Raw genomic sequence first — 12,318 nt, 5'->3', positions numbered from 1 at the left:
GAGGGTACTTTCCGCACGTTGCCCTCGTGTTTCGGCCACGGGAGAGTGACGTCATGGATCAACCGCAAGCCCGTTCCTGGCTCGCCACCGCCGTCGCCGAGGCCCGCGCCGGGCTCGCCGAGGGGGGCATCCCGATCGGCGCCGCCCTCTACGGTGCCGACGGCGCCCTGCTCGGCCGCGGCCACAACCGGCGCGTCCAGGACGACGACCCCTCCATGCACGCGGAGACGGCCGCCTTCCGCGCGGCCGGCCGCCAGCGCACCTACCGCGGCACCACCATGGTGACCACCCTGTCACCGTGCTGGTACTGCTCCGGCCTGGTCCGCCAGTTCGGCATCTCCCGCGTCGTGATCGGCGAGGCGGCCACCTTCCACGGCGGCCACGACTGGCTCGCCGAACACGGTGTGGAGATCGTCCTGCTGGACGACGAGGAGTGCGTCGCCATGATGCGCGACTTCATCAACGACAACCCGGCTCTGTGGAATGAGGACATCGGTGAATGAGCTCCGGCCCCGCATCCCCACCATCGATCTGCGTCCCTGGCTGGACGGTGACCCGACGGCCCGCGAGGACATCGCCCGGACCGTCGACTCCGCCCTGCAGACCGCCGGCTTCCTGCTCGTCACCGGGCACGGGGTCGACCCGGAGCTCCGCAACGGGGTCCGGGAGGCCGCGCGCCGGTTCTTCGCGCTGTCCGACGAGGTGAAGCGGGCGTACGAGGTGAAGGTCGGCGGGCGCGGCTGGCTGGGGCCCGGCGCCGAGGCCAACGGGTACTCGGAGGGCACCGAGACGCCGCCCGACCTGAAGGAGTCGCTGACCTTCGCGACCCACGAGCCGTTCGAGGACCCGGTGGTCAACGCCGAGTGGTACGCGCCCAACGTGTGGCCGGCCCAGGTGCCGGAGCTGCGGACGCTCTGCGAGGAGTACCTGGACCGGATGGGCGAGCTGGAGAAGGAACTGCTGTCCCTCCTCGGGTACGCGCTCGGCCTCGAACAGGACTTCTTCTCCCGGCACATGGACCATCCGACGTACGGCTTCAACATCAACTGGTACCCGGGGACCGAGGTGCTCGGCGAGCCCGCGCCGGGGCAGTTCCGGATCGGGCCGCACACCGACTTCGGGACGGTGACCATCCTGGACCGGCAGGCCGGCAAGGGCGGGCTGCAGGTGTACACGGACGAGGGCGGCTGGGAGGACGCGCCCTTCGATCCCGAGGCCTTCACCATCAACATCGGTGACCTGATGGCCCGTTGGACGGGCGACCGGTGGCGGTCGGGTCGGCACCGGGTGCTGCCGCCGCCCACGGACGCGCCCGCCGAGGAGCTGATGTCGCTCGTCTACTTCGGCGAGTGCACCCCGGGCACCACCGTGGAGTCCGTCCCGGCGCCGGTCGGCAGGGTGGCGTACCCGCCGGTCGACTCGCACGTCTACCTCCGGGGGAAGCTGGACTCCATCACCGTCGGCTGATCTCACAGAGTCAGGATTCGTGACCCAACAGTCATCACGCGATCTGGCCCGAAGCAACTCCCCCTTCCTACACTCGTGTTGAGGGGGGACTGTCTTGCACAGACGGCTGCACGGGCGCGGGGCGCTGTTCGACGTCGAGCCGGCCGGGCTCGTGCCGAGGATCGTCGGGTTACGGCCGTACCAGCATCGTGCCCTCCCCCTCGAACACCCCGGTGAGCTGCCGTTCGTCGTGCTGACCGGGGCCCGGGGGCTCGGCAAGAGTGCGGTGCTCGCCGAGTTGCGGGACGCCTACAAGGGGCACACGCCGGTCGCGCTCGTCGACTGCACGGACGAGCAGTTCGCGGCCCCGCCGCCGGAGCGGCCCGCCGCCTCCTGGTCGCCGGTCGCGCAGGCGCTGCTGGTCGTCGCCGAGCAGCTCGCCGAACCGGTCACCGGGGCCGGGCGGATCACCTTCCCGCGACTGATGTCGGGCCTGGTCGCGGTGGCCGCCGGCGGCTGGGGCGACGCGGACTCGGAGCGGATCCGGCGCGAGGTGGAGCGGATCCTGCTGCTGAACGAGAGCGGCTCGTGGATCAGCGGGTTCGCGGGGCGGTGGGCCGGGAAGGTGGCGGCGAAGGTGGTCGCCGCCGCGACCGGGACCGGGCCGCTGGTCTCCGGCGCCATCGAGGCCACCCTGGAGTCGGTCGCCGAGGGCTTCGCCAGCCGCCGCCACCAGAAGGCGTCGGTCTGGTACCGGACCTACCCCAACGCGGGCGGGAACGCCCAGCGCGGCCTGATCCTGCTCTCCGGGCACTTCCGCGCGGGCGGCACCTCCCGCGAGCACGCCGAGCGGTACCTGGTCCGGGCCCTGCTCGCCGACCTGACCGAGGCGTACGCGGGGGTCCTGCCGCGGATGCAGCGGCTCGGGCGGCCGCTGGTGCTGGTCGACAACGTGCAGGCCGGGCCGGGGTCCGGCCTGGTGGAGGCGGTGCTCAGGGACCGCGCCGGGGGCATCGCCGACCAGGTGGCCTTCGTCGCCGGACTGCGCGGCGACGGCCGGGCGCTGCTGCGCGGCGGGATACGGCGGGAGCTGGCCGGGGTCGCCCGGCGCAGCGAGTGGACGCCGGACCCGGCCGTACCCTCCTCGCGGGCGCTGCTGGTCGCGCTCCCGCCGCTCGCCCCCGACGACACCCTGCACCTGGTCGCCGCCCCGGCCGCGCCCCAGCTCCCGCACGCCGTGCACCGGCTGACCGGCGGCAACCCGCTGGGCATCGCCCTGCTCGCCGAGGCCGCGGCACAGAACCCGGGGCGGACGGGATCGCTGGGCGCCCTGCTGACCGCCGCCGTACGGCCGGTCGAGGACGGCCCCGCCGCCCCGGCCTACCTCCAGCTCCTCGACCGGCTGGTGCCCGCCGACCGCCTCGACGAGCTGACCGTCCTCGCCGCCGCCCACGACCACGACTCGGCGTGCGCGCTGGCCACCGCGCTGCTCCCGGACGACTTCGGCCCGGCCGACGTACGCGCCCTGCAGAACCGGCTCGCCCGGGAGGGGCTGCCCGCCGTGCCCGGCCAGTTCGTCGGGGACCCCTTCGTACGGACCCTGCTGCTGCTCCGGCTGCACCTGCGGGACGCCGACCACAGCGGCTGGCGCACCGCCCACGAGACGATGGTCGCGTACTACACCGAGGACCGGCCGGACGGGCGGGCCCGCTTCCGGCTGCACCACCAGCTCGCCCTGGGACAGGCCGGACCAGCGGTCGCCCACCTGCGCGACGGCTTCCCGGTCCTGGACACCCGCGACTGGCTGCACACCCTGCGGTTCATCGCCGCCGCGCCCTACTTCCACGCCCATGACGCCGAGGGCCGCGACTTCACCGGCCAGGGCGACCGGCGGGCGGCGGTGGCGCTCGGCCGCACGGACGCGCAGCAGCGCGTACCGGACGGCGTGGACGCCGTACTGCACCTGCGGATACGGCGGTTGCTGCACGCGGTGTGGCTGCTGACCGATCCGCTGGTGCTGCCCGACCCGAAGGTGGGCGACCGGCTGCGCTTCGAGCTGGAGCAGCTGTCCAACCTGCGGCCGGCCGGCAACGCGCTGCTGTGGCGGGCCTCCCGGGACTGGCCGGCGGCCGCGCTGGCGGGACGCCCGCCGGCGGCGGACGGGGAGGACGGGGAGGACGACGACGGTGACGACGAGCGGAGCGGGGTGGCGTGATGGCGGCGGGGCGGGGCGTGGGCACGTGGTTGCGTGAGGGCGTCTGGGAGATTCCGCTGCGCCGCTATCTCGCCCTGCTGGTCACGGCCGCGGTGCTGGCCGGTCTGGTCGTCGGGGTACGCGTGGTCCTCCACGACGACCGGTCCTGCGCGCCGGGGGTGGCCCGGCCCGAGGGCAGCGACGAGTGCGTGGGCGTGGCGACGACCGCGTTCGACTTCGGGCATCCGCAGCTGCGGGACACCGTCGAGGCGATCGCCCGCGAGAACGCCCGCCTGAAGCCCGGGAGTTATGTCACGGTCGCGGTGATGCTGCCGTACACCGCGACGGCGGCGGCGAGCCTCGCCGACATCCAGCACGAGCTCCAGGGCGCCTACCTGGCCCAGTACCAGGCCAACCACGACTCCAACGGCCAGTCCCCGGTGATCCGGCTGGTGCTGGCCAACCCCGGTGCGACCAGCCAGTACTGGCAGCGGATGGTCACGCAGCTGGCCGGCATGACCGGCGGCACGGACCGGCTGCGGGCGGTCGCCGGGGTCGGGCAGAGCACCGACAACAACAAGAAGGCCGTCAAGGAGCTGACCCGGCTGGGCATTCCGGTGGTGGGGTCGTCGATCACCGCCGACGACCTCGCCAACGGGCAGGGCGGCAAGGACCCCTACCCCGGCCTGGCCCGGGTCTCCCCCACCAACACCGACGAGGCGCGCGCCCTGGCCTCCTTCGCGAAGGTGACCGCGGGCCGGGCGCTGCTCGTCTACGACAAGCCGGGCGACCCGTACACGCGGACGCTCCAGACCTCGTTCGCGGCGCTGATCAAGGGCTCGCCGTACGAGCCGCAGCCGTTCACGCCGCCGGCCGACCGCACCCAGGAGGGGACGACCGCGAACACCTTCCGGCAGATCACCAACCTGGTCTGCGACACCTCGCGGACGACGGACACGATCCTCTTCGCCGGCCGCCACACCCAGCTGCGGCAGTTCATCAACGCGCTGGGCGGACGGGGCTGCCAGGACCGCAGGTTCACCGTGCTGACCGGGGACGAGGGGTCGTACCTGACCGGCGAGAAGAAGCTGGACCCCGGCGCCCTGCGGCACAACCTCGCCGTCCGCTACACCGCCCTCGCCCATCCGGACGCGTGGGGCGGGGGCAGCCCGAAGACGGGCGGTTCGGCGGCGGACATGGCGACGCTGACCGGGCTGCTGACGAGCGCAGAGAAGGCGCCGGTGGGGCCGATCGGGCCGGTCGCCCTGGACGACGGGCAGCTGATCATCGCCTACGACGCGATGCGGCTCGCGGTGCACGGGATCCGGGAGGCGGTACCGGAGGGGAAGCGGGTGCCGACACTGGCCGACGTGGGCTTGCAGTGGCCGCAGGTGAAGGGGTCGCTGCGGGTGGACGGGGCGAGCGGATGGATCTGCCTCGACGCCCACGGGAATCCGTACGACAAGGCGGTGCCGATGGTGGAGCTGCGGGCGGAGGGCGGGTCACGTTTCGTGACCATTGCGTGGCCTGAGGGGAAGCCGCCCAGTCGGGAGTGTCTGCCGCCTTCGTAGGCGGGTGCGGGTGCGTGGGGGCTGGTCGCGCCCACGCGGCGGAGCCGCATATCGATACAGCCCCGCGCCCCTTTCGGGGCGCCTCAGCCGAGGCGCCTCAAGAGTTCAGGGAGTCGATCAGACGCTCGAATCTGGCGCGCCAGCCCGGTTCCGTCTCGCCTTCGCCCTTGAACTCGTGGGTGAAGCGCAGGGTGCTGCCCGTGTCGCCGTCGCGCTCCAGGTGGAAGCGGATCCTGCCGCCGCCCTCCACCGTGTACTCCGCGATCCGGTCGACGTCCCAGGCGGTCACCGTGCCCGTGCCCAGGTCACCGAGGGTGACCGTGCCGCCCAGTCTCGGTTGCAGGACGTCGGCCGGGGTGAACCAGGCGGCCAGGCCCTCCGGGGTGGAGAGGCTCGGCCAGACCTGGTCCGTCGGCCTCGGCAGTCGTACCAGGAAGTGGAGGATGTGCGTTCTCCCGTGGGTCTGACTGGTGCCCTGTTCTATGGAACCGGTCATGACACCAGCCTGACCCCGGCCTCCGGGATCCGCACCCCTACGGGCGCTTGTCTGCGGGCGGCTCGGCGGTGGTCCGGTCGCCGGTCAGGCGGTAGGCGTGGTTGTGGACCGAGCGCGCGTAGGCGTCGAAGAGGGCGGCGAAGGCGTCGTGGTCTCCGGCGCGGATGCGTCTTCGCAGATGTGTGGCCACGTCCTCCCACCTGTCCGTACGACGAAGGCCGGTTCCCGTGACCTGGGTCACGGGAACCGGCCTTGTCGGTGCGGGAGTTACACGCCCGCGTAGGAGTGCTTGCCGGTGACGAAGATGTTGACGCCGTAGTAGTTGAAGAGCCAGCAGCCGAAGGCGATCATCGCCAGGTAGGCGGCCTTGCGGCCCTTCCAGCCGGCGGTGGCACGGGCGTGCAGGTAGCAGGCGTAGGCGACCCAGGTGATGAAGGACCAGGTCTCCTTGGGATCCCAGTTCCAGTAGCGGCCCCAGGCGCTGCCCGCCCAGATCGCGCCCGCGATGATCGTGAAGGTCCACAGGGGGAAGACGGCCGCGTTCACGCGGTAGGCGAACTTGTCGAGGGACGCCGAGGCGGGCAGGCGTTCCAGGACCGAGGTGGCGAAGCTGCCGGGCTTGCCGCCGTTCTCCAGCTTGCTCTCGTAGGCGTCCTTGAAGAGGTACAGGATCGTGGCCACCGCGCCGACGTAGAAGACCGCGCCGCAGAAGATCGCCGTCGAGACGTGGATGTACAGCCAGTACGAGTGCAGGGCCGGGACCAGCGGCTCGCTCGCCGTGTAGAGGACGGTGACCGCGAGGCCGAGGTCGAGCAGGACCGTGGTGATCAGGAAGAGGCCGAGCCAGCGGACGTTCTTCTTCAGGGCGAGGAGGGTCAGGTAGACGGCGACCGCGACCGTGGAGAACGTGATGTTGAACTCGTACATGTTGCCCCACGGCGCCCGCTGCACGGAGGCCGCGCGGGTGACCACGCCCGCCAGCTCCACGAGGAAGGCGAGGACCGTGAGGGAGATCGCGATCCGGCCGTAGAGGTCGCCCTGCTCGTCGCCGCCGTGGGCGCCGGGCCCGTCCGGCACGTCCCGCGAGCCCGCCGCGGAGCGGACCACGACCTGCGGGCGCTCCAGTACGGCGGTGCCGCCGGCCTTCTTGACCGTGACGGCGGGCGCCTTCTTCGTCTCCGCCTTGGTGGTGAGCGCGTTGGCGGTGCGCGCCACCCGGCTGCGGCTGCCGAGCAGCCACTCGAAGATGTAGGCGAAGAAGGCCAGCGTGTAGACGGCCATCGAGGAGTAGACGAGCGTGTTGCTCATGCTCGCCAGATGCTCGTTGGTCGCGGCGAGGGTCGTTGCGTCGAGCGCGGTTGCGGCGGCGGAAGTCATCGCTTCTCAGCCCCTTCGGCAGGTACGACTTCGGGGTCGGGGGATTCTGCGGGGTCGTCGTCAGTGGTGTCGTCGGGATCGGGAGCCCCCGACGCCTGGTCGTAGAGGATGCCCGCGAGGTCGCCGAGTTCCTCCGGCACCTTCGCGGACTCGCTGCGGCCCAGTCCGGCCATCTCGACCACCGTGACGCCGTCGGGGCCCGGCACCGCGCGCACCCACACCCGGCGGCGCTGGATGAAGAGCGAGGCGGCGAGGCCGAAGATCGCGGCGAGCGCGCCGCCCAGCGCCCAGCCGCTGCCGGGCTCCTGGACGATCTCGAAGCCGGCCCACTCCTTGACGTCCTTCTCGAACGTCACGGAACCGGCGCCGTTCGGCAGCTGCATGGTCTGGCCGGGCTTCAGGTTGTCCCGGAACTGCGCTCCCTTGGAGTCCTTGAACTCCTTCATGTGGGTCTTGTCGAGCTGGTACACGCTCTGCGGGATGCCCGAGTTGACGCCGAGGTCGCCGTGGTACGGCGTCAGGTTCAGCACCGGGTTGTCCAGCGCCGGGAAGGAGGAGAGGACCGAGGAGCCGCCGGCGTAGGTCGGCAGGAAGAACAGCGAGATGCCGAGCTGCTCGCTGACGCCCTTGGCGTTCTGGTAGCCGTCCATCACCTTCACCACGCCCTGGGAGGTGACGTTGGCGTCGAGCGGGAGCAGCGGGACGGCGTCGTGGTAGACGACCTTGCCCTTGCTGTCGCGGACGGTGATGACCGGCGCGTAGCCGTGGCTGACGAGGTAGACCTTGGCGTCGCCGATGTGCAGCGGCTCGTTCACCTTGATGGTGGTCCGCTTCGACTTGCCGTAGGCCCCCTCGCTGTAGTCGATGTCCGCGGTGAAGGAGACCGCCGTGCCCTTGCTGGGACCGCTGGTCTGGTAGGTGGCGCTGAAGTTCTTCAGGTCGAAGCTGAACGGCACCAGGTCGTCGGTGCTGAACATGGAGCCGGACTTGAAGTCGTCGTACTGGAGGATCGAGTTGGCGAACCCGTCGCCCTCGACGACCAGCTTGGTGCCGTCCGACTTGTACATCTGGCCGGAGGCGAAGGCGATCAGCAGCACGATCAGCGCGATGTGGAAGACCAGGTTGCCGAACTCGCGGACGTAGCCCTTCTCGGCGGCGACCGCGTCCCCCGCGAGGTGCGCGCGGAAGCGCCGCTTCTTCAGCAGCTTCAGCGCCGCCGCACGGACCTCCTCCGGCTCCGCCGTGGTCCGCCAGGTCGTGTACGCCGGGAGCCGGTCCAGCCGCTTCGGGGCGCCCGGCGGGCGGCCGCGCAGCTGGCCCACGAACTGCCAGGCGCGCGGGATGATGCAGCCGACGAGCGAGACGAACAGCAGGATGTAGATCGCCGAGAACCACACCGAGCTGTAGACGTGGAACAGGCCGAGCTTGTCGTAGACCGGCGACAGCGTCTTGTGGGCCTTGCGGAAGTCGTCGACCTTGGAGATGTCGGCGCCGCTCTGCGGGATCAGCGAGCCGGGGATCGCGCCCAGCGACAGCAGCAGGAGCAGCAGCAGCGCGACCCGCATCGAGGTGAGCTGCCGCCAGAACCAGCGGGCCCAGCCGATCACCCCGAGGCCGGGGGCGACCGGCGGCTCGACGGGAGCGGTGGACAGCTGGGAGCCGGCCTCGCCGAGGTCCGGCTCGGTGTTCTCGGTTTCGGTCTTGCTCATCGATCAGATCCCCACAGTGAAGCCGGCGGACCAGGACTGCATGTCCTGCACGAGACGGTCCCAGGCGCCCGTCAGCAGCAGCAGACCGGTCACGATCATCATCGTGCCGCCGACCCGCATCACCCACACGTAATGACGCTTGACCCAGCCGAAGGCGCCTAGCGCCTTGCGGAAGGCGATCGCGGTGAGCACGAAGGGCACACCGAGGCCCAGGCAGTAGGCGACGGTCAGTATGGCACCGCGACCCGCGCTGCCCTGCTGGGCGGAGAGGCTCAGCACGGCGGAGAGCGTCGGGCCGATGCACGGCGTCCATCCGATCCCGAAGAGCGCGCCCAGCAGGGGTGCGCCGACCAGGCCGGCCACCGGCCGCCGGTGGAAGCGGAACTCGCGCTGGGTGAACCAAGGCATCAGGCCCATGAAGAACACGCCCATGGCGATCATCAGGACGCCCAGCACCTTGTTGAGGGCACCGGACTGCTCCTGCAGGTCCTGGCCGAAGTAGCCGAACAGGGCTCCGCTCGACACGAACACGGCGGTGAAGCCGAGCACGAAGAGCGCGGCGCCGGTTGCCATCCGGCCCCGCCGGGCCTCGGCGAGGTCCGTGCCGGCGACCCCGGTGACGTACGAGAGATAGCCGGGTACGAGGGGCAGCACGCATGGGGAGAAGAAGGAGACGAGTCCGCCGAGCAGGGCGATCGGCAGCGCCAGCAGCAGCGCGCCGTTCATGACGGTCGTGTTCGGTCCGTCCGTCGCGCCCGCGAGCGTCAGGAGTGCGCTCACGTCACTTCTCCGCGACCACGGGCTTGAGCATCTTCAGCAGGTTCTCCTCGCTGAGCGCCGCCAGCGAGCGCGCCGCGACGTTCCCCTGCCGGTCGAGTACCAGGGTGGAGGGGATGGCCTGCGGGTTGAGCGTGCCCTTCTTGAAGCGGAGCATCAGCTTGCCCGTCGGGTCGTACAGGCTCGGGTAGTCGATGCCGTTCTGCTTCTCGAAGGCGACCGCGGAACCGGTGCTGGTGTCGCGGGTGTTGATGCCGACGAACTGGACGCCCTTGCCCGCGTACTCCTTGGAGACGGAGGCGAAGTAGGGCGCCTCGGCCCGGCAGGGGCTGCACCAGGAGCCCCAGACGTTGATGACGACGACCTTGCCCTTGTAGTCCGCGACGTTCAGGGTGCTGCCGTCGATGGTCTTCCCGGACAGGTCGGGGGCCGCCGCGCGGTGGCCCTTCGCGACCGTGTCGATGCCGTCCTTGCCGGTGACGAAGTTGGTGTTGCCGCCTCCGCCGGAGGTGCCGCCGTTGCCGCACGCGGACAGGGTCAGGACCGCCGTGGCGGCCATGGCGCCGAGCAGGAGGGCGCGGCTACGGGTACTCATGTGAAAAGTTTCGCATGCCCGTTCTGAGGATCTTGCGCACCCCCCTCGGTCCGGGATTCGCCCCTTTTCAGGCCGCCGCCCCCTGCTTGAGGAAGGTCTTCCAGCCGCCGGCGGGCCGCTGTCCCACGTCCAGCGTGCGCAGCTTCGCCAGGATCTCCGGCTTCTGCACGTCCAGCCAGTCCGCGAACTGCCGGAAGGAGACCATCCGGACGTCGGCGCCCTTCTCCTTCTCCCGGGCGATGTGCGTGAAGGCCTGCTCGACGGCGTCCATGTAGATGCCGCCGTTCCACTGCTCGAAGTGGTTGCCTATGAAGAAGGGCGCCCGGTTCGTCGTGTACGCCCGCTCGAATCCGGCCGTGTACGCCTGGGCCGACTGGGTCCGCCAGCCCGGGTAGTTGTAGGCGGGGGCCTTGGTCGAGTTGACCGACTGGTTGGCGAGCATGTTGTAGTCCATCGAGAGGACCTCGAAGGAGCGGCCCGGGAACGGTATCTGCTGCAGCGGCAGGTCCCAGATGCCCAGCTTCTTCTCCGGCCAGACCTGACGGCCGCCGGGCGAGGAGGCGTCGTAGCGCCAGCCGAGCTCGCGGGCGGTGGGCAGCAGGTTGTTCTGGCCGAGCAGGCAGGGGGTACGGCCGCCGACCAGCTCCTTGTCGTAGTCGAAGGGGAGCGGCGGCAGGTCGGTCCAGCCGGAGTTGGTCCGCCACTCCTTCACGAACGCCTTGGCCTGGTCTATCTCGCTGCGCCACTGCTTGGGCGTCCAGTTCCCGACGGTGCCGTAGCCGCCGCAGAAGTGCCCGTTGAAGTGGGTGCCTATCTCGTGCCCTTCGAGCCAGGCGCGGCGGACGTTGGTGAGGGTCGCCCTGATGTGCTCGTCGGTGAGGTAGCCGATGTCGGAAGCGCCGCGGGGGTTGTTCGGGGGGTCGTAGAGCCGCTTCTTCGACTCGGGGAGCAGGTAGAGCCCCGAGAGGAAGAAGGTCATCGACGCGCCGTGCTCCTTGGCGAGATCCAGGAAGCGCGGGAAGAGGCCGGTGCCGACCTCGCCGGCGCCGTCCCAGGAGAAGATCACGAACTGCGGCGGGGTCTGGCCGGGCTCCAGCGGCTCGGGGGCGGCGGGCTGGTGGGGCTGCTTGCCGGTGCGGGAGGTGGAGCCGTCGCCGAGGGGGCGGGCGTCCGGCGTCTTCGACGGCTTCTTCGAGGGCTGCCTGCCGGAACCGCCGGCGTGGTTCGCACCGTCCGACGGTGTGTGCGTGCCGCAGCCGGCGAGGCCGAGTCCGGCCGCGGCGCCCGCGCCGACGCCGAGTAGTCCCCTTCGGGTGAAGGTCCGCATGGTTCCCCGATTCGTCACGTCCTCTGGTGGTCACCCACTCAGAGGGCGGGACGAACAGGGAGGTTCCGAAAGGAACCGCATATTTTCAGACTAATTTAATGAAACCGTGTTCGGCGGCACGGAGTTCACGCCCCGAAGGCCTTGTCCTTCCCCTTCACCGGCTTGGCGCCGGCGCGCAGATGGGCCGGGACCAGGTCGATGGCGGGCTCGCTGTACCCGACGGAAACGATCCTGTCGCCCTCGTATGTGAAAGTCGTCAGCGAGGCGAGGGTGCACTGCCGCTTGCGCGGGTCGTGCCAGAGCCGGCGCCGCTCGATGTACGACCGCAGGATCCAGATCGGCAGCTGGTGGCTGACCAGCACCGCCTCGTGCCCCCGCGCCAGGTCCCTGGCCGCGTCCAGGGCGCCCTGCATCCGCACCACCTGGTCGACGTACGGCTCGCCCCAGGACGGCCGGAACGGGTTGACGAGGTACTTCCAGTTGGCCGGGTTCTTCAGCGCCCCGTCACCGACCCCGAAGGTCTTGCCCTGGAAGATGTTCTCGGCCTCGATGAGCCGCTCGTCGGTGCCGAGGCCGAGCCCGTGCGCCTTGGCGATCGGGGTCGCGGTCTCCTGCGCGCGCTCCAGCGGGGAGGCGACGACATGGGTGACGTCCCGGCCGGCGAGGTGCTCGGCGACCCGGTCGGCCATCTGCCGGCCGAGCTCGGAGAGGTGGTAGCCGGGGAGTCTGCCGTACAGGACCCCGTCCGGGTTGGCGACCTCGCCGTGCCGCATCACGTGCACGACGGTGATGTCGCCGTTGCTGCCGTTGCCGCCGATGCCGCCGC

Annotated in this window: 11 protein-coding genes and 1 pseudogene; 4 read left to right on the top strand and 8 right to left on the bottom strand. The window is 70.9% G+C overall.

All coding sequences use genetic code 11. The features are described from left to right. Positions 1–53 precede the first annotated feature (53 nt). From ABZ887_RS03840 to ABZ887_RS03825, 4 genes are all read left to right on the top strand, one after another. A complete protein-coding gene (locus ABZ887_RS03840) occupies positions 54–503 on the top strand; it encodes a nucleoside deaminase (RefSeq protein WP_361282609.1) in 450 nt (149 codons plus the stop codon). Next, positions 496–1,467: a 2-oxoglutarate and iron-dependent oxygenase domain-containing protein gene (locus ABZ887_RS03835; RefSeq protein ID WP_361282607.1), complete on the top strand. Its 972-nt coding sequence runs from the start codon at positions 496–498 to the stop codon at positions 1,465–1,467. Before ABZ887_RS03840 ends, ABZ887_RS03835 begins: the two co-directional genes overlap by 8 nt. A 94-nt stretch (positions 1,468–1,561) precedes the next feature. Next, positions 1,562–3,661: a hypothetical protein gene (locus ABZ887_RS03830; protein WP_361282605.1), complete on the top strand. Its 2,100-nt coding sequence runs from the start codon at positions 1,562–1,564 to the stop codon at positions 3,659–3,661. Further along, complete coding sequence (locus ABZ887_RS03825) at positions 3,661–5,211, top strand: hypothetical protein (RefSeq protein ID WP_361282603.1); 1,551 nt, start codon at positions 3,661–3,663, stop codon at positions 5,209–5,211. Before ABZ887_RS03830 ends, ABZ887_RS03825 begins: the two co-directional genes overlap by 1 nt. 97 nt (positions 5,212–5,308) lie before the next feature. Here ABZ887_RS03825 and ABZ887_RS03820 read toward each other — a convergent pair whose 3' ends face one another. The 8 genes and pseudogenes from ABZ887_RS03820 to ABZ887_RS03785 all read right to left on the bottom strand — a co-directional run bounded on the left by ABZ887_RS03820 (position 5,309) and on the right by ABZ887_RS03785 (position 12,265). Beyond that, a complete protein-coding gene (locus ABZ887_RS03820; protein ID WP_361282601.1) occupies positions 5,309–5,707 on the bottom strand; it encodes an SRPBCC family protein in 399 nt (132 codons plus the stop codon). Positions 5,708–5,768: 61 nt separating this feature from the next. Continuing rightward, positions 5,769–5,885 (bottom strand): annotated as a pseudogene (locus tag ABZ887_RS03815) (RNA polymerase subunit sigma-70); the annotation flags it as partial. Between the two features lie 89 nt (positions 5,886–5,974). Next, positions 5,975–7,084: a c-type cytochrome biogenesis protein CcsB gene (ccsB, locus tag ABZ887_RS03810; RefSeq protein WP_361282599.1), complete on the bottom strand. Its 1,110-nt coding sequence runs from the start codon at positions 7,082–7,084 to the stop codon at positions 5,975–5,977. Then, a complete protein-coding gene (locus ABZ887_RS03805) occupies positions 7,081–8,793 on the bottom strand; it encodes a cytochrome c biogenesis protein ResB (protein ID WP_361282597.1) in 1,713 nt (570 codons plus the stop codon). The genes ccsB and ABZ887_RS03805 overlap by 4 nt, the downstream gene beginning before the upstream one ends. A 3-nt stretch (positions 8,794–8,796) precedes the next feature. Beyond that, positions 8,797–9,573 (bottom strand): cytochrome c biogenesis protein CcdA, encoded by a 777-nt coding sequence (locus ABZ887_RS03800; RefSeq protein WP_361282595.1) that lies wholly within the window; start codon positions 9,571–9,573, stop codon positions 8,797–8,799. A gap of 1 nt (position 9,574) precedes the next feature. After that, positions 9,575–10,165 (bottom strand): TlpA disulfide reductase family protein, encoded by a 591-nt coding sequence (locus tag ABZ887_RS03795; protein WP_361282593.1) that lies wholly within the window; start codon positions 10,163–10,165, stop codon positions 9,575–9,577. Positions 10,166–10,232: 67 nt separating this feature from the next. Then, a complete protein-coding gene (locus tag ABZ887_RS03790) occupies positions 10,233–11,492 on the bottom strand; it encodes a hypothetical protein (protein WP_361282591.1) in 1,260 nt (419 codons plus the stop codon). 125 nt (positions 11,493–11,617) lie between these two features. Further along, positions 11,618–12,265 (bottom strand): histidine phosphatase family protein, encoded by a 648-nt coding sequence (locus tag ABZ887_RS03785; RefSeq protein ID WP_361283340.1) that lies wholly within the window; start codon positions 12,263–12,265, stop codon positions 11,618–11,620. Positions 12,266–12,318 lie beyond the last annotated feature (53 nt).

The organism is Streptomyces sp. NPDC047061 (genome assembly GCF_040643955.1).
Taxonomy (GTDB): Bacteria; Actinomycetota; Actinomycetes; order Streptomycetales; family Streptomycetaceae; genus Streptomyces.
Note: the sequence above shows the minus strand (reverse complement) of the source record. Positions and strands in the feature narration are given on the sequence as shown.